Here is a 17,492-nt window from a genome sequence, read left to right as displayed (position 1 = left end):
GGACGCTTTACTCTTCGGCCTATCCTCACCGCCTAACATCGCGTCATCGGGGTTTGTCAGCAGTCTGAAGGGCTACTTCGCAGTAGCCCTTTTATCATTTTATTACTGAGGATAATCAATGACAGGCGACGACCTTGATTGCCAGGCCACCACGGGAGGTTTCGCGGTATTTCGAGTTCATATCTTTACCGGTTTCATACATCGTTTCGATGACTTTATCCAGGCAGACACTAGGCTCGCTGGTACGACGCAGTGCCATACGAGCAGAGTTGACGGCTTGTACTGCGGAAATTGCGTTGCGCTCAATACAGGGTACTTGAACTTGCCCTGCAACCGGGTCACAGGTCAGCCCCAGATTATGCTCCATGGCGATTTCTGCGGCGATACAGACCTGAGCAGGGCTACCGCCCATCAACTCAGCCAGACCGGCGGCAGCCATTGAACAGGCAACGCCCACTTCCCCCTGACAACCCACTTCAGCGCCGGAAATGGATGCATTCATCTTATACAGCGCACCAATCACTCCTGAAACCAGGAAATAGCGGCTGGATGAGTTCTCATTCACCGGGCGAATAAATTTATCGTAGTAAGCCAAAACAGCAGGAATAATACCGCATGCCCCATTGGTTGGTGCGGTCACTACCCGCCCGCCTGCGGCATTTTCTTCATTGACGGCTAATGCATACATATTGATCCAATCGACCACCATCATCGGATCAGAATTATGTTTATCGGTACTGACCAGCATCCGGCGTAGGGCTGCGGCACGACGAGGTACTTTCATCGGGCCGGGCAATAACCCTTCGGTATTAATTCCGCGTTCAATACCGGCACGCATCACCTCCCAGATTGCCGCAAAATGCGCGCTTATCTCGGCTTTGCTGTGCAATGCCAGCTCATTTTGCAGCACTAAGCCAGATAACGACAAACCCGTATCTTTACAGTGTTTTTGTAAATCACGGGCGGAATTGAACGGGTAAGGCACGGTGGTCGCGTGGCTATCCTGTTGACCAAAGTGTGCTTCATCGACAATAAACCCGCCGCCAATGGAGTAATAAGTCTTGCTGAAAATACATTTATCACCTGCGTGGGCGCTTATGGTCATGCCATTTTCATGGAGTGGCAAGTTGGTTTCATGAAAATTCATTCCGCCCCTTGCCGCGAAATCAACGTCATGGCTACCGTTTGCCAGTTGCAGGCGTTCCTGTAGCTCTACATCACGGATAAACCCAGGTATTGCATCAATATCAACGGTATCGGGCAGATTCCCGGCCAAACCCATAATAATCGCGGTATCGGTATGGTGACCTTTACCGGTCAGAGACAAAGAGCCATAAACATCAACAGTGATTCGGGTGACGGCAGAAAGGTGCTTAAGTTCGATTAAATCATCGGTAAACAGCTTGCCAGCCTTCATCGGGCCGACAGTGTGAGAGCTGGATGGACCAATACCAATCTTAAAAATGTCAAAAACGCTGACCATATATTAGCCTCTTAAAGGTTCTAATTATTAAAATGCTTACATTGCTATGGAATAGAGAAGCGGCGCGGACGCACCGGCTTTTGGCACAATTTACAACGTCAGATGATAATTACGGGCTGGCCGTGGGGGATTGGCCAGCCTCAGAATCATTTACCGAACAGGCTGAACAAGATTGCAGAGATAGCAATGAGGCCCATGATAACCACAAACACGTTGCTGATCCGGCCGCTATATTTACGCATCGCCGGCACTTTATGGATTGCGTACATTGGCATCAGGAATAACAACATTGCGATGACTGGGCCACCTAGCGTTTCAATCATACCCAGAATACTTGGGTTCATGGTTGCTACGATCCAAGTTGTTACCAGCATGAACAGTGCCGTAATACGGTTTAGCTTGTCATGGTTGATGGTTTTGCCTTTACTACGCAAAGACTTAATCATCATGCCATTGAAACCTTCACGGGCACCCAGGTAGTGACCCAGGAAAGACTTGGTGATAGCAATAAAGGCAATGACCGGTGCCATGTAGGCAATGAGTGGGGTATTAAAGTGGTTCGCCAGATAAGACAGAATAGAAATATTCTGGCTTTTTGCTTCTGCCAGATCCGCAGGGGACAGGCTCAGTACGCAACTGAAGACGAAGAACATGACGGTTACCACCATCATGATGTGAGCAAAAGCCAAAATGCGGGAACATTTTTGCTCAGCCTCTATACCGTACTCTTCACGTTTTGCTACCGCAAACGCCGAGATAATAGGGGAGTGGTTGAACGAGAACACCATCACCGGAATAACCAGCCACATGGTCATCCACAGGCCGCTACCGGTACCGTTACCGTCCATGGAGACATGTTCAAATATGGCACCAGACCAGTTAGGGATCAGGTACACCGCCAGCAACATCAATGCCGCGACAAACGGGAATACCAGAATACTCATGGCTTTTACAATGGCGTGCTCACCAAAACGCACGATAGTCATTAGACCGAGGATCAGGATCAGGGACAGAATGGCACGCGGTGGCGATGGCAGATGCATCTGGTGGGTAATGAAGCTATCAACGGTGTTGGTGATAGCGACACTGTATACCAACAAAATCGGGTAGATAGCGAAGAAGTAAAGCAGGGTAATCAGCTTGCCTGCGCCAACACCAAAGTGCTCTTCAACCACTTCGGTGATGTCTTCACCCGGATTCTTGCCTGACAGCACAAAGCGACATAGGCCGCGGTGAGCAAAGAAAGTCATCGGGAACGCAATGATAGCCATAACAATCAGAGGCAGCAGGCCGCCAATACCGGCATTGATTGGCAGAAACAATACGCCAGCGCCGATGGCTGTACCGTACAAACCCAGCATCCACATGGTGTCACTTTTACGCCATGTGCTGGATGAAACTTTTCCCGGAGAGGCAAGGGTGCCTGCTTGAGTAGTGTTCATAAAAATCTCCATTGTGAACACGTTAATTTAAAATTAAGAGCCGAAGATTCAAAACCTGTAACACCTTATTGAGCGACATTATCAGGTGAGAAATTCAGTCAAAACGATTCGTTTAAAATTGGTGCCCTGGTTATTACTTTGGTGCCGTAGTCGTGCGGTATCGCTAAAATTTCAAGTGCAAAATTTAACCGATTTTAAGCGGGTGAATTCGCGTTATCGGATATTTTATTGTTCTAACCATGTCGGTAGTTTTTGCTAGCGGCAATATAGCGATTTGTAGTTAAAACTACCGTGATCATGCTCTCAAATGCTCAATAAAATCGCTTTAGATCAATTGTTGCGAATTTATAACTGATTGTTATGTGAATTAGCATAATTCATCACTAAGAAGGATGAAAAAGAGGTCATTATTTTTGTTTAATAAATAAACAGCACATTCTTTATCCTGCCTATTTTTTGTGGCAATATATTTTAACCACGTTTGTGGATCCAGTAAAAATAAAAAATTTCACTGGTATATTGATGGATATCATTAATTTAACATTGGATTATTAATCTAACTATTTGATTTTATTTTGTTTTAATTTTTATCTTGAGTTGCTGAAAATGTTTGAAGTTGACGGTAATATAAACAGTTAAATAAGAAAAAAACAGAAGTTATCATCGCAAGATAAAATAATTCAGCGGGTGACTATTTGCGCTATATACTTTATTCCCCCTATAAAACGTGACTAATCGTAATTTATCACACAATAAATAGACGCTATTTTTCCCGTGGAGACATTAAAAGACAGGTAATGTTAAATTAATTTACCTTAAATTCAGTTGTTATCGGATATTAATTACACAATAGAATTGTGTTTTAAAAAGTTAATAATAAGAATATTATTAACCACAAGTAATGAATGGTTTTTTGCTTGTTATTTATTTTGTTTAAATATAATCCGGTTTAACCTGAGAATAGGCGGGTAGATTTACCCACCCGGCATTTATCAAACTAAGATTTTTGCTATGTAATCAAGCCTAACAGTCGATTTTAATGCCATGCTGTAAAAAAAACTCGCTGAATGCAGCATCAGGCTGACGGTCGGTAACTAGCGCATCGAAGAGTGTCAGAGCGCCAATACTGGCAGGTTTTATTTTGCCAAACTTGCTGTGGTCTGCCACCAGGATTTTATGCTGAGATTTGGCTATGGCTCGGTGCTTCAATAGAATTTCATCGAAGTTGAAACAAGTCGCACCATATTCAATTGAAACACCTGCTGCGGAGATAAAAGCTTTATTCGGGCAGGTATTATCCAGTTCATTGTATTGGCTGATTGGTGTGAAAATAGTGTTATTAGGTTTGAATTCCCCCCCGCACAGGATCACTTTACAATTTGGTTTGTCTTGTAAGGAAAGGAAGGTGTTGAGGGAGTAACAAATGGCGGTGAATGTCAGTTCTTCGTCTATCTCGTCGATGATCGAGGGAATAGTGGTACCGCAGTCAAAAAAAACCGTATCATTTTCGGCGATAAGACGTGCTGCCAACTGACCAATACGGCGCTTTTCTTCTACCTGCTTAGTCTGCTGATCTGAAACAAAATAGTGGTTGACGTTGTTGCTTTTGGGGTCCATCACCACATAACCACCGAGCAAAATAACGGCGGTTGGCTCGGCACTAAGATCTCGCCGAATAGTCATTTCAGACACTCGCAACAGAGTAGCGGCGTCTTTTAGATGGATTTTATCGGAACGCTTTAGGGCCTGAGTAAGTTTATTGATTCGTTCTGCGCGGCGGGTTTCCATAAGCTATTCCTGACAAACTATTTTCAATATAGTGCATTGTAATACAATCTTTTATAAAATAATGCGTCGTGAGAAAATTTCTTGTAAAACAACTTGTTGTAAACATTTTTGCCAGCAAGTCCGGCGGATAAATCAGCCCGGCGGTAACCGGGCTTACAAGGTTTAGTAGCTTGACGCGGCGGCTTTCTGGCCTGAAACGATAGTGACTCCAGAACTGGTGCCGATCCGCGTAGCTCCTGCCTGAATCATTGTTTCAGCCGTTTCTCTGTCACGAACGGCACCGGATGCCTTAACACCCATTACCGGGCCTACTGTGGCCCGCATCAATGTTACATCTTCCTCTTTGGCACCGCCGGTGCTGAAACCGGTAGAGGTTTTAACAAAAGCAACGTCGAGCTCACGGCACATTTCACAAACTTGTACGATCTGCTCGTCACTGAGCAGGCAGGTTTCTAATATTACCTTCAACGGTGTGGCAGCACAGACCTCACGTACGGTCTTAATATCGGCTTTAACCTCGGCGATTTTACCACTTTTCAGCCAACCAACATTGATAACCATATCAATCTCTTGCGCCCCAGCGTTGATAGCTGCCTGAGCTTCAAAGGCTTTTGCTTCAGTCAGACCTGCACCCAAAGGGAAACCAATGACTGAGCACACTTTTACCGGGCTACCGACTAACTGTTGAGCCGCCACTGGAACGTATCCAGAGTTAACACATACGGCATAGAAATGGTGTTGTTTAGCTTCTGCGCACAATTTAATGATTTGTGCTTCGGTGGCATCCATTGCCAATAGGGTATGGTCAATGTAATTAGCGTAATTGGTCGTCATGATTATTATCCTTTTGTTCATCTATAAATTGATTATATTGTTATAATAATAACATTTATAGATAAAAACAAAGATAATTATCACTAATTCAACTATAAACTCATTTTTTGTTACTTAAATTACATTTGTAGCGATTAAATGGGCCGGGAGTATGTTTGTTGTTTGAATAAAATATTTATTTTAAAGAGTTTTAATTATTTGGCGGGATAGGTTAAGAATACTGCCGGTTTTTTAGGTCAACCGGCAAGGTGAGATTTATAACGTAGCGCTGTTAGCTTCTGACCCATCCTCTACTGATAGGCAAGGCAAAACTCAGGTGATAAAGGCGCGTCATACCCTTCGAGATAGCGTCTCCGAACAAATTCCACACCAATTGAGCAAACAGACAACCGACAATTCCCAATAAGAAGCCCCCGGCCATATCTAATGGCCAGTGCACACCCAGATAAATCCGTGACCATGCAATGGCGATCGCGATGAGCATCATGCTGATAGCCGACCAGAGCTTGTGCCAGAAAACAAAAGCCAAAGCAAAGGTAAAAATGGCGGTGCCATGGTCACTTGGGAAAGAGCTATCAGGCGCATGGCTCATAAAATTATAGCCAAAACCGACGACAAAAGGCCGATCGTAAGGTATCAGCATCCCGATACAACTCGCTGAAAGCATAGAGAAAGCAAGAGCGATGGCCGCCTTGCTTACCACGGCTCGCTGCACGGTTATGGTCTCTTTTGGCCCCCATAACCAAAGCCCTACCAGTAACACAGGGATAATCATGATCAGGTCACGAGCGATGAACGTTGCAAAAGAAATCATCCATGGTGCTGATGCAGGAGTTGCATTTATCATGGAAAAGAAAAAATAATTCATTTGTTCCATTATTCTGTACCTTTATTGCGGTTGTAATAACCACTAATCATCCAAAACACAGCCAACTGGCTGAGCCAAACCCACCAACCCGCCCATGGGGGATGAGTTAGAAAATGCGTTCCGCACATAATTTGATCAAATCTAGCCTGTAATTATTTTCCCATGGAAAACTCAGCCTGACGGGATCAAGCCAGTAGTGCCTGATAAGCCAATCTAACTGCTCGTGGCGTGATAACCAGAGAAACAGCAATCCACCAATCATCAAACTAAAAGCCTGCCAAAAATAAAAGGATAACGGTAATGAGTAAAGAGAGTTTGTCCGAATTATCAGTACCGTTGAGGGATTATTTAATATCGATGCAGAAATATCGGATATTCGGATATAGGGGCGGGTTTGCTGGTATGCACAACGTAGCCTGAAGCAGAAGTAAGGAATGTATGCACTGTAATAATTTCGCCTTAAGAAAGCCTTAAGGGGGGTAAAGCCAGGTTCGAAAAGGTAGAACTCAAATTTCAGGCAAGAAAAACCCCGACTAGTCTTGAACCTAAGAAGGCGGGACTATCGGGCTCCTCAATATGGGGACATCAAAGAAAAGCAGTGGCACTAAATCAGACCCCAGTCCGGCAAGAAAGTTCTGGAAAAATGAAAAAAGGATAAATAATATTTAGTTTTATCCCAAATACCTGTTTTAGCGCGCTAACCTAATATCCCTGGCCAAACAATCACGATCAACGAACCTGCTAAGGTCAATAACACATTCGCAATGGCGTAAGTCCCTGCGTAACCTAGGGCTGGAATGTTACTGCGGGCGGTGTCGCTGATGATATCCATGGCGGGTGCGCAGGTACGTGCGCCCATAATGGCTCCGAAAAGTAGTGCGCGGTTCATGCGTAATACATAAGCGCCAAAGAGAAAGCAGATAACCACCGGCACCAGGCTGACTATCAGGCCGGAAATCAGCATTTGCCCGCCTATCGCACCCAAGCTGCTATTAATACCACCACCGGCACTTAGTCCAACACCCGCCATAAAGACCATTAGCCCGAACTCTTTCACCATATTTAGCGCCCCTTGCGGGATATAGCCAAAAGTTGGGTGGTTAGCGCGTAAAAAACCCAACATGATGCCAGCCATTAGCAGGCCGGCAGCATTACCAATCCCAAAACTGAAATTACTGAACTGGAAGGTGATTAAGCCAATCATTAATCCCAAAATAAAGAATGAGCAGAATGCCAGCAAATCGGTAACCTGGCTGTGAATGGAAATAAAGCCAATCTTTTCTGCCACACTTTTAACTCGCCGCGCATCACCGCTGACTTGCAGCACATCACCTTTATTCAATACCACGTTGTCATCAATCGGCATTTCAATCTGGCTGCGGATCACTCGGTTGAGGAAGCAACCGTGGTCGGTCAGTTTTAAATGGCTGAGGCGTTTACCGACTGCATTACTGTTTTTAACTACAATTTCTTCGGTAACAATGCGCATATCCAGCAGGTCACGGTCAAAGACTTCTTTGCCGTTACGAAAGCTGGGATCAAGGCGGGAGTGAGCATCTGGATAGCCGACTAACGAAATCTCGTCTCCTACTTGCAGCACAGCATCACCATCTGGATTAGCCAAAATACCATTACGGCGAATACGCTCGATATAGCAACCGGTTTGGCGGTAAATCCCTAACTCCCGCAGATTTTTACCGTCTGCCCAGGCTACCAGCTCCGGGCCAACTCGGTAGGCGCGAATGACCGGTAAATACACTTTACGCTGGCTATCCGTATCCAGACCGCGCTCGCGGGCAATTTGTTGAGCACTGGTCGGTAAATCCTGATGTTGAAGTTTGGGTAAATAGCGAGCCCCCAAAATCAGGCTGACCAGCCCGATAAGATAGGTCAGGGCGTAACCGAGACTCAGGTTATCTTGGGCTTGTTGCAGCGCTGGATTATTGGCGATAGTGTGGCGTAAGGTATCGCCCGCACCAACCAAAACTGGCGTCGATGTCATTGAACCGGCCAGCATCCCGGCAGTCAGACCGATATCCCAGCCAAATAACTTGCCAAGCCCCAGTGCCAGGATCATTGCGCTGCTCACCATGACCAACGCGAGCATCAGGTAGTTTTTGCCGTCGCGGAAGAAAATAGAGAAGAAGTTTGGACCGGCTTCGACACCGACACAAAAAATAAAGAGCATAAAGCCCAGATTCAGAGCTTCTGTATTAATAGTAAAATGCTGTTGACCCAGCAACAGTGATACCACTAACACCCCAATAGCATTACCTAATTGAATAGGGCCTAATCGCAGTTTACCCAGGCATAATCCCAGCGCTAAAACCACGAATAACAGCAAGATATAGTTGCCGTTTAACAAATTTGCGACGTTTATATTCACAGAGTATGACTTTCTATTTAGCCCGGATGATGATCCACGATGTATACGTTCTGGGTTTAACGGTCGAACGACACATTTCTTTAAATTTAGTAAACCTATCGCCAAACAGGATATAAACGTAGGCAATAGCGGAGCTTATTCTAATCGGTCTGCTGAGAGACAGCCAGTAGTAAGCAGAAAATTTGGTATAGCCAGAGGGATAGGCTTTATTATAAATCAAAAAAGGGGTTATATGCTATTGATGACCCCGATAATGCGGCTTTTTGACGATATTTTCACTGGGCGGGTATCGATAATTAACAATAAAAAACAGAGTGCTGACAAAGTCAAATGAAGGGGAAACGTGCCGTAGGGGTCGTAACGGCGTAAGCTGTCGGAGTGCTCCTAGGTGCGGTCACCCCTTTATTCACTAAGCTATAAATAACTTTTTCATTAATCTCAAAGGGTGTTAAACACCCTTTTCGGATCAAGCCGACCAAGATAGGGAGCGAGGTTATTCGCTACTGCCAACCTGATTTACTGGAACAGGCTTAGATTTTCTTTAGCGTAGGCTTCAAAATCAGTACAACCACCAATATGCTTCTCATCAATAAAGATTTGTGGCACGGTTTCTACCGGTTTACCGACGGTTTTTTCCAGATCAGCTTTGCTGATACCTTCCGCGTGAATATCGATGTAACGGAATTTAAAATCGTCGCGTTCAGTTGCCAGTTTTTCTGCCAGTTCTTTGGCTCGGACACAGTAAGGGCATCCAGGACGCCCGAAAATCACAGCAAACATGTAAAACTCCTTAATTAATTTGAAGTAATCACTTCGCCAACAGTTACTGATATATTCAGATGTTAAATGACTTCTCGCGAATTACTCTCTCACTGCTGCCTACTATGCCTCCTGTCGCCGTGAAAAAAAAGCAGGATTTACCTGTTAGTCTGATTAATCCTGCCTATTTGCTTATCGGTACTGTCACAAATAGTGGGGATTCAATACACTGGTTAAAGGCTGATATCGAGCCAAAGAACTTGGCGTTGCAGGTAGGCGGCCAGCAAGAGAACCCCGATGAGCTTACATGAGTCAGTGATTCGGGTGATTGAGCACAGCCAACACCCCTGCGGCTTCAAGTACGAAGGGTCAGAGCCGGTCGGAGGTAAATATGCGCTCATTAGGAGATATGCCCCGCATTGTGATCATTTTAGACGTGCTGGGGATGCTGTTACTGGTGGTGGCCTACTTAAGTATTAATGACTATTTGTCACTGCCCGGTTCCATGGGGACACCGGCTGTCGCCATTATTATGATTTTTGTCGGTATCGGTCTGATGATCCCGGCTGCTGCCTGTATCGTTTGGCGCGTAGCCCGTGGTTTTGGCCCACTATTAGGCAGTGCTGATAGAATATCCAGGCCGCGATCTAAGAAAGAGTCAGATGAAACATCGGCTAACAAGGGTAACAAACCCGATTAGGATAATGACTGAGTCTTTATCAGGGTATTAAATTAGTCGGGATTGAAGTGGCACTGTCGGCCAATATTCCGTAAGCTATTCCACTTTTCGTATTATGAGAATCGTGAGGTAGGTAGTTATGGATTCGCTCATCGTCCCGGATTTAGCCCTATTACGGCGTTGGCTGGACCAACTCGGTATCTCATTTTTTGAATGCGATTCGTGTCAGGCGCTTCATTTGCCGCATATGCAAAATTTTGAAGGGGTGTTTGATGCTAAAGTTGATTTGGTTGATAACATCATCCTGTTCTCGGCTTTGGCAGAAGTCAGGCCGACGGCCCTGATCCCGCTAGTCGCGGACCTGAGCCAGATCAATGCCAGTTCGCTGACGGTTAAAGCCTTTATCGATATTCAGGATGATAATCTGCCTAAACTGATTGTCTGCCAGTCATTAACGGTAGAAGTCGGGGTCACATTTGCTCAATTTAGCTACTTTATGCAACAGTGTGAAGAGCAGATTTCGATGATAATCTTGGAAGCACGGGCCAATGACTTACTGTTTATTGGCAACAGTGACGATGATGAATCACCGCAAACAGCCACAACTTATCCGATTATCCACTAATCTCGATGCATTTGTACCACTGATAGTGGTGGCACGCGGTCCATCCAAAATTGTTAGGCTTTCTCTCTAACACCGCTTTTGAGCGGCGTTATTATCAGGAATAACATTAGGTTGCAGAAAACCGTATCGGGAGTCAGCCTGGGCAATATGAGATCATCATTTTTATCCTTAGCATTTCTATCCTCTGCAACCACCCCGGTACCGGTTTTAATTGCCGGGACGGCCATCATTGCGACCCGTATCCTTGGGGTATTATTATTGTTGGTTGCCTTGGGGTGGGAGGGAACAGGCGAATTTATCGATGAAAGCCTGCAACGCTGGGATTCCGCTCTGATTTTTGTTGCCAGTATTCTATTGCTGTTGCTGGAAATTGTTTGTGGTGTTGCGGTCTGCCTGCGGCAGAATTGGGCGCGTTGGTGTTATCTGATTTGCCAAATAATCGTTATTGTCTATTTGCTGATGGCTTCACTGGATTGGCTGACACTGGATGTCGATGTTTTCCGCATCGAAGGTGATACCGGTGCTGAAATCCTGCATAGCTTGTTGTTACAGAAGATCCCGGATGTGGTGATTATTGGTTTACTGTTTTTCCCCTGGCATCGCTATTTCCGCCAGTCAAAATGAGTGTTTAGCGTTACACAGTGCTACAATTCGCCCCCGCAACAGCTTCGGCTGCAAATTATTTAACGTCTCAGATTATAACGGTCAATATTAATGCATTGCGCACAGTATACGGCGGGTAGCTGCCGTTCCTGCCAGTGGCTGGATAAACCCTATCCGCAGCAACTGGCTGACAAACAACATCATCTGGAAAGTCTGTTGACCCGTCACCCGGTGGCTCAGTGGTTGACGCCCGTTTTCGGGGGTGACAGCGCTTTTCGTAATAAAGCGAAAATGGTGGTCAGTGGCAGTGTCGAACGCCCGCTGTTAGGGATGTTGCATCGCGACGGAACGGCTGTTGATTTATGTCAATGCCCACTCTATCCAGACAGTTTCGCGCCAGTTTTTACGTTACTGAAAACCTTTATTGCCCGCGCGGGTCTTACGCCTTATAACGTGGCCCGCAAGCGTGGTGAGCTTAAATTCCTGTTACTGACTGAAAGCACGTATAGCGGTGAGCTAATGCTGCGTTTTGTCCTGCGTTCAGAAGCCAAACTGGCACAATTACAGGCCGCATTGCCGTGGTTACAGCAACAATTGCCCCAACTGACGGTTATCTCGGCCAATATTCAGCCAATACATATGGCGATTTTGGAAGGGGATCAGGAGAACCCGTTGACTGAGCAGCAGGCGCTGCCCGAGATGTTTAATCAGGTGCCGCTGTTTATCCGCCCGCAAAGTTTTTTCCAGACTAATCCTCAGGTTGCAGCCGCACTGTATGCCACTGCGCGCCAATGGGTAGGTGATTTGGCTATTGACAGTATGTGGGATTTGTTCTGCGGTGTGGGTGGGTTTGGTTTACATTGTGCCAAGCCAGAGACTCAACTTACCGGAATTGAAATCAGCACGGAAGCCATTGCTTGTGCGCGCCAGTCGGCGCAACAGTTGGGGTTACAGAACGTCAATTTTGCTGCGCTGGATTCAACCCGCTTCGCCACTGCAGAAACACAGGTGCCACAATTGGTGCTGGTCAACCCGCCACGGCGCGGGATCGGTGCTGAGTTGTGTGATTATCTTGCCCAGATGGCACCTGAATTTATTCTCTATTCAAGCTGCAATGCCGTGACAATGGCCAAAGATATTAGCCAGTTAGCTGATTACCGCATTGAGCGGGTGCAGTTGTTTGATATGTTTCCACACACCGCTCACTATGAAGTACTGGTACTACTCATTAAGTGCTAAACCCAATTACTTTAGCGATTACTGAGGAAACCATTTGTCATTGATGGCCTTATAAGTGCCATCGGCTTTAACGGCATCAATGGCTTTATTCAGTTTTTCCAGCAGTGCGGTATTCTCCGGACGTACGGCAATCCCCAGACCGGTACCAAAGTATTGTGGATCCGTCACATGTTCGCCGACAGACGCCAGATTCGGGTTGGTTTTCAGCCATTCATTGACTACCGCAGTATCGCCAAACACCCCATCAATACGGCCATTTTTCAGGTCAATAATGGCATTTTGGTAGCTGTCATATGCCACAGTTTGAATTTCAGGGTGCTTATCTAGCAAATATTTCTGATGCGTAGTGCCATTTTCCATCCCAATCTTCTTGCCTTTCAGATCAGCAAACGTACTGAATTTACCTTTCGGGGCGATAACAATGGCTGAGTTTGCATAGTAAGGCTGAGTGAATGTCACTTGCTTGCTGCGCTCCGGGGTAATGTCCATACCGGAAATAACGGCATCATAACGTTTGAATTTAAGTGCTGGGATCAGGCTGTCAAAGGCTTGATTGGTGAAAGTACAATTGGCTTCCATTTGCTTGCACAAGGCTTTTGCCAGATCCATATCGAAGCCGACAATCTCATTATTGGCATCCATTGATTCGAACGGAGGGTAGGTGGCTGAGGAAGCAAAACGAATAGAATCTGCTGCGGTAGCGCTGAAAACCATCCCACTGAGGATTGTTGCCAATAGTAACTTTTTCATGCTTAAACTCCTGTCTGAATTTTTTAAATAGAATGATTTATTACTTATTGATTTTATTATGACTAGTGGTTTTTCATCGCGATTCATCCGGATGAATTATAAGGTTTACATTGCCAGCTTATGAATTTATATGCAACTAATGTGATTAAAAAATTAGTTTTTTTTATTTGAAGAAGAGGCTTTTGATCCCATCACACATTGGCAGGTCGCCTCTGCGGATTGGCGTGAAATATGCTCATACGAGGTTATTGACAACGTGCACACCACGGAGAGAACAGGTAACTCGCGCTCATTGGGCCTAAAAAAGGTGCCCAATGGCACCTTTGAGGTTATTGACAACGTGCTCACCACGGAGAGAACAGGCAGACAGTAAAGACGCCGTAAACCCATACTAGGGGGCTCGAGCCGCGCCATCACTGGCTCGGACGCTTTACTCTTCTGGCTATCCTCACCGCCTAACATCAAGCCAGGTACGTGAAGGGGCGACTGCCCCTAGGGGCGCTCCGGTCGCTTACGCGACTACGACCCCAACGGAACATTTTCCCTTCAATCGACTTTGTCAGGCTTTTATCTATTAATCTTAGAAGTTGTATTTCACCCCTAACACTACTGCGGTATCACTGTAACCTTTGTCGCCTAACTGCTGGCCCACATTGCCCCAGAGATTCACTTTCTTATTGAGCTGACCTTCCACGCCTACTTTCAACTCCGCAATATTGGCCGCACCGTCTTGTTTTACGGTTACGTTATCCAATGTGGTACCGAAGTCTTTGGTGTTGTGGATCCAGTTGGTTTCCACAAATGGCTGGAACACCCGGTCTTTGCCTTTATCCTGCTCGCTGTAACCACTCATAAAGGCTTTCACCCCCAGACGGGTCTGGATGTTGCCATCACCTTCGCCGGAGATGTGGGTGCCGTTAGCCTCTTTATGGTCGTCGGCTTTGACGCCCATCCAGGTCACCTGCGCTTTAGGCTGGATAAAGTAGGTGGCATTTTTCATGGTATTCTCGCCAACTTTAAAGGTATAGCCACTCTCAATTGAAGCGGTAAACCCTTTCGAGTCATACTTCTCAGCCGCTAAATCCTGCCCATTAACCTGGTTGTTAAACCAGCTGTATTGCAGCCAGCTATCGACGTAAGCACCGGTGTTTTCCTGACCATCAGCAAACCATGTGCCATACATGCCAACACTATAACCGTCGACCGAGCCTGTGGAGCGATAACCGGTTCCCTGTGCCACAGAAGAGCTGCTGCTGTTGGCATAACCCGCCATCACACCCACTCGCCACAGATCTTGTGCGTTGTGGCTCCATTGCGCCACATCCCCACCCAGTTGCATCACATAGCGGTTATCCTGAGTTTTCAGTTCACCACTGTCATCACGGGAGCGGTTATGACTGCCTTCATTGCGTAGCCACAGACTGGTGGTTTTCTGTTCACCGGTAAAGACATCGGTATACAGGGTTTCACCCGCACGATCGGCCAGACGGCTAACAAACATTGAATTGGCCGCCGCCAGGTTGGCGGTATAGCTGGCAGCTTCAGGCCGGCGTTCCTCGACTTCAGATCGCAGATACCAGTCACCGTCCGTTGGCGAACTCACCCCACCTTGGTACAAGAAGTATTCATATGCCCCGGCAACTGCACGGCCATTAAGGGTAAACTGCCCAGCAGAATCACCGCCGACATCGATAATTTTGATGCCCTCAGCGGTGTGAGCCCCGTTACCGCCAATGTTATTCACCGTGACAAAACTTTCCCCGGCGGTATTTCCAGTAATTAACAACCGATCGGTGGTTGATGAGTCGCCCGCCAGAATGGTATTGAAGACCACAGTGCCATTGTTACCGGTATAATTACCATCAATGGTAAATGTCCCGAAATCACCGCCGGTTAAGGCATTAGGCATCATCAGGTTGCCATTGTTTTCAACATTCCCCGTCACTTTCCCGTAGCCACCTAATGAACCGGTCGCGGTAATCAGCACATTACTGGCCAGATTGGCAATACCCGACGCCAGTGTGACAGACAGTGAACGAGCTAATGGTGCTTCTTCCAGAGTAACAGTCGACGTCGCCGCTGCACTGCCTAACTGAAGTAAGCCATCTTCAATGGTCGTTAGGCTGGCACTCACTACACTGCCCTCAATCTTCACCGTGCCACTGCCGCGCTTAACCAGCGTACCGCTGCCGCTGATGCTGTTGGTTAAATCCCAGACTGATGCGGTATCCAGAATCAATTCACCACTGTTGGCGATGCGGCTATCACCCAGATTTTGGGCGCTATTAGCGGTCAGGACAGTCCCGGCGTCGCTACTGAATAGGCCCGAATAACCGCTGTTATTGCCCGATAATTGGATGTTGGCATTGTTAGCCAATTGAACAATACCGCTGCTGCCGGTCAGTGCATTGGATAATATCCCACGGGTATTATCCAGATTCAGAATACCGTTATTGTTGATGGTCCCGTTGCCCAGCCCTTGAACCTGATACAGATGTGCAGTTGCTCCGCTGGCAATATCCGTACTGCCGGTAAAGCCGTTATTCCCTTGGGTAATACTCAGCACACCGCCAGTCAGGGCAAGTTCTCCGCCGCCACTCAATGCGCCATCAACCTGACCCCCGCCCGTTACCGTCAATTTGCCACTATTGAAATCCAGAGTACTGCCAGTTTCGGTGGCTAACTCGCCAACGGTCTGCTCAGTCCCATTGAGATCCACCTGAGTTGCGGTACTCATTGCCAGCAGGGAGGTTTGTCCCAGTGCAGAATCGGCATCCAGACGTAAATGGCCTGAACGTACCCAGGTTGCACCGGTATAGCTGTTGGTTGAGTTCGATAATGATGCGGTGCTGCCGTCATTAGCAGAAACAAAGGCCAGATCGCCACTGCCGCTAACCTGAGAAGAAAGATCATTAGCCTGAGTGCCATTGTTGGCCAAGGTTGCCGTTAAGACCAGCGCATCATTGCCGCTACTCAGTAGCTCCAGCGCCGTCAGACCATAATTGACATACAAACCATCGTAGCCGTTACCGGTGGTCATGCCGTAATTAAATGAACCGATCGCCGCAGCGGAACTCCCACCGGGGTTAGAAATATTCTGATAGAAAATAGCATTTATCGGGCTACCGTTCTGATCCATTAACGTCAATTCATGGCCGGTACCGGTGGCGGCACCGGTGGCCAGAGTCACAATAATCTCGCCTTCATCCAGTTCCATCACCGACAAACCATCCAGGCTTGGTACCACGTTGGTCGGCAAATTAACCTGTACCGTCCCCCCACCCGTGGTGTTAATACTGTTCGCCGCGACAGTCCCTACGGAGGTGATAATCCCTGAATTATCAATGAGATTATTAAACAGGAGGATGCCGCCATTTAGGGCCAGCGTACCGATATTTTGTACGCCGTCAGCCACCGAGGCAAAACTGCCGCTGGATAATTTTAGCGACGCATTGGTCAATGCTGAGGTATTCGCACCATCAATATCAAAGGTGGTATTTTGCAGGTTCACAATGCCACTGAACGCCCCGCCCACTGCCGTGCCAAAGTCAAATGCCGTGCTGGCATTATTCTTCGCCACATTCAGCGTGCCATTACCGGTCAGCACATGATCGAACAGCGCGATGTCGTTCAGATTCAGTGTGCCATTCAGTAGCATGTCCGTGGTGCCCAGTTGATCACTGGTGGTAGCCGTCAGACTACCGCCCTGATCAACCTGCCAGCCCCCGGTTAAACCACTCGTCTGGCTCAACGAGACATTAGCACCGTTATTGACGATGGCCGCGCCACCCCCCTCTAATGATACATTCAACATGCCATTAAACGTGTTGCCAAACAATAACTCACTGTTACCGTCAATATTAATGGTACCACTGCCGACGTTACCGTCTGAGGCCAGAGCTATCTGGCTGTTAGTCAGATTGATATTGGCAAAACCCTGTAGCGAGGTATTTGTTGCTAATGCATCCGTAGAGGTATTGAAATTCAGAGTATTGGTACCGGAACCCGCATTCAGAGAACCTAAATAGGTACTGCC

At 46.8% G+C, this 17,492-nt stretch carries 14 protein-coding genes and 1 pseudogene; 5 read left to right on the top strand and 10 right to left on the bottom strand.

Features of this window, described 5'->3' with window-relative positions:
- Positions 1–115: 115 nt before the first annotated feature.
- The 8 genes and pseudogenes from AEP37_RS12050 to AEP37_RS12020 form a co-directional block, all read right to left on the bottom strand.
- Positions 116–1,483, bottom strand: coding sequence for an L-serine ammonia-lyase (locus AEP37_RS12050; protein WP_049613537.1), 1,368 nt, complete (start codon positions 1,481–1,483; stop codon positions 116–118).
- A 146-nt stretch (positions 1,484–1,629) separates the two neighbouring features.
- Positions 1,630–2,925: an HAAAP family serine/threonine permease gene (locus AEP37_RS12045; RefSeq protein ID WP_049613536.1), complete on the bottom strand. Its 1,296-nt coding sequence runs from the start codon at positions 2,923–2,925 to the stop codon at positions 1,630–1,632.
- A 1,023-nt stretch (positions 2,926–3,948) separates the two neighbouring features.
- A complete protein-coding gene (gene deoR, locus AEP37_RS12040; RefSeq protein ID WP_049613535.1) occupies positions 3,949–4,713 on the bottom strand; it encodes a DNA-binding transcriptional repressor DeoR in 765 nt (254 codons plus the stop codon).
- 162 nt (positions 4,714–4,875) lie between these two features.
- Positions 4,876–5,547, bottom strand: a complete 672-nt coding sequence (deoC, locus tag AEP37_RS12035; RefSeq protein WP_049613534.1) for a deoxyribose-phosphate aldolase — start codon at positions 5,545–5,547, stop codon at positions 4,876–4,878.
- A 271-nt stretch (positions 5,548–5,818) separates the two neighbouring features.
- The gene (gene ybjG / locus AEP37_RS12030; RefSeq protein ID WP_049613533.1) at positions 5,819–6,424 is read right to left on the bottom strand and encodes an undecaprenyl-diphosphate phosphatase; all 606 of its coding nucleotides are present in this window, start codon (positions 6,422–6,424) and stop codon (positions 5,819–5,821) included.
- Positions 6,424–6,868 (bottom strand): annotated as a pseudogene (locus AEP37_RS27715) (hypothetical protein). The gene ybjG and the pseudogene AEP37_RS27715 overlap by 1 nt, the downstream one beginning before the upstream one ends.
- Before the next feature lie 244 nt (positions 6,869–7,112).
- Positions 7,113–8,801 (bottom strand): aspartate:alanine antiporter, encoded by a 1,689-nt coding sequence (locus tag AEP37_RS12025; RefSeq protein ID WP_049613532.1) that lies wholly within the window; start codon positions 8,799–8,801, stop codon positions 7,113–7,115.
- A 516-nt stretch (positions 8,802–9,317) separates the two neighbouring features.
- A complete protein-coding gene (locus tag AEP37_RS12020) occupies positions 9,318–9,581 on the bottom strand; it encodes a GrxA family glutaredoxin (RefSeq protein WP_049613531.1) in 264 nt (87 codons plus the stop codon).
- A 59-nt stretch (positions 9,582–9,640) separates the two neighbouring features.
- Between AEP37_RS12020 and AEP37_RS26955 the strand changes: the two genes are divergently transcribed.
- The 5 genes from AEP37_RS26955 to rlmC all read left to right on the top strand — a co-directional run bounded on the left by AEP37_RS26955 (position 9,641) and on the right by rlmC (position 12,706).
- A complete protein-coding gene (locus tag AEP37_RS26955) occupies positions 9,641–9,871 on the top strand; it encodes a hypothetical protein (RefSeq protein ID WP_049613530.1) in 231 nt (76 codons plus the stop codon).
- An 80-nt stretch (positions 9,872–9,951) separates the two neighbouring features.
- Complete coding sequence (locus AEP37_RS12010; RefSeq protein ID WP_049613529.1) at positions 9,952–10,260, top strand: YbjC family protein; 309 nt, start codon at positions 9,952–9,954, stop codon at positions 10,258–10,260.
- Between the two features lie 118 nt (positions 10,261–10,378).
- The gene (locus tag AEP37_RS12005) at positions 10,379–10,864 is read left to right on the top strand and encodes a type III secretion system chaperone family protein (protein ID WP_049613528.1); all 486 of its coding nucleotides are present in this window, start codon (positions 10,379–10,381) and stop codon (positions 10,862–10,864) included.
- Between the two features lie 147 nt (positions 10,865–11,011).
- Positions 11,012–11,488, top strand: coding sequence for a YbjO family protein (locus tag AEP37_RS12000; protein WP_049613602.1), 477 nt, complete (start codon positions 11,012–11,014; stop codon positions 11,486–11,488).
- Between the two features lie 90 nt (positions 11,489–11,578).
- Positions 11,579–12,706 (top strand): 23S rRNA (uracil(747)-C(5))-methyltransferase RlmC, encoded by a 1,128-nt coding sequence (rlmC, locus tag AEP37_RS11995; protein ID WP_049613527.1) that lies wholly within the window; start codon positions 11,579–11,581, stop codon positions 12,704–12,706.
- An 18-nt stretch (positions 12,707–12,724) separates the two neighbouring features.
- Here the strand turns inward: rlmC and artJ are convergent, their stop codons facing one another.
- Together artJ and AEP37_RS11985 are read right to left on the bottom strand one after the other, a co-directional pair.
- Positions 12,725–13,456 (bottom strand): arginine ABC transporter substrate-binding protein, encoded by a 732-nt coding sequence (gene artJ / locus AEP37_RS11990; RefSeq protein WP_049613526.1) that lies wholly within the window; start codon positions 13,454–13,456, stop codon positions 12,725–12,727.
- A gap of 580 nt (positions 13,457–14,036) precedes the next feature.
- A partial coding sequence (locus AEP37_RS11985; RefSeq protein ID WP_049613525.1) for an autotransporter outer membrane beta-barrel domain-containing protein occupies positions 14,037–17,492 on the bottom strand: 3,456 nt, incomplete at its 5' end.

Source organism: Yersinia pekkanenii (genome assembly GCF_001152565.1).
Taxonomy (GTDB): domain Bacteria; phylum Pseudomonadota; class Gammaproteobacteria; order Enterobacterales; family Enterobacteriaceae; genus Yersinia; species Yersinia pekkanenii.
This window is presented reverse-complemented; position numbering and strand designations above follow the sequence as displayed.

Excerpts from the sequence above, each read along its gene's own strand:
- AEP37_RS12020 (WP_049613531.1), bottom strand. The coding sequence starts at position 9,581 with ATGTTTGCTGTGATTTTCGGGCGTCCTGGATGCCCTTACTGTGTCCGA.
- ybjG (WP_049613533.1), bottom strand. The coding sequence starts at position 6,424 with ATGGAACAAATGAATTATTTTTTCTTTTCCATGATAAATGCAACTCCT.
- AEP37_RS12010 (WP_049613529.1), top strand. The coding sequence starts at position 9,952 with ATGCGCTCATTAGGAGATATGCCCCGCATTGTGATCATTTTAGACGTG.
- rlmC (WP_049613527.1), top strand. The coding sequence starts at position 11,579 with ATGCATTGCGCACAGTATACGGCGGGTAGCTGCCGTTCCTGCCAGTGG.
- deoC (WP_049613534.1), bottom strand. The coding sequence starts at position 5,547 with ATGACGACCAATTACGCTAATTACATTGACCATACCCTATTGGCAATG.
- AEP37_RS12005 (WP_049613528.1), top strand. The coding sequence starts at position 10,379 with ATGGATTCGCTCATCGTCCCGGATTTAGCCCTATTACGGCGTTGGCTG.
- AEP37_RS26955 (WP_049613530.1), top strand. The coding sequence starts at position 9,641 with ATGTTAAATGACTTCTCGCGAATTACTCTCTCACTGCTGCCTACTATG.
- deoR (WP_049613535.1), bottom strand. The coding sequence starts at position 4,713 with ATGGAAACCCGCCGCGCAGAACGAATCAATAAACTTACTCAGGCCCTA.
- AEP37_RS12045 (WP_049613536.1), bottom strand. The coding sequence starts at position 2,925 with ATGAACACTACTCAAGCAGGCACCCTTGCCTCTCCGGGAAAAGTTTCA.
- AEP37_RS12000 (WP_049613602.1), top strand. The coding sequence starts at position 11,012 with ATGAGATCATCATTTTTATCCTTAGCATTTCTATCCTCTGCAACCACC.
- AEP37_RS12050 (WP_049613537.1), bottom strand. The coding sequence starts at position 1,483 with ATGGTCAGCGTTTTTGACATTTTTAAGATTGGTATTGGTCCATCCAGC.
- artJ (WP_049613526.1), bottom strand. The coding sequence starts at position 13,456 with ATGAAAAAGTTACTATTGGCAACAATCCTCAGTGGGATGGTTTTCAGC.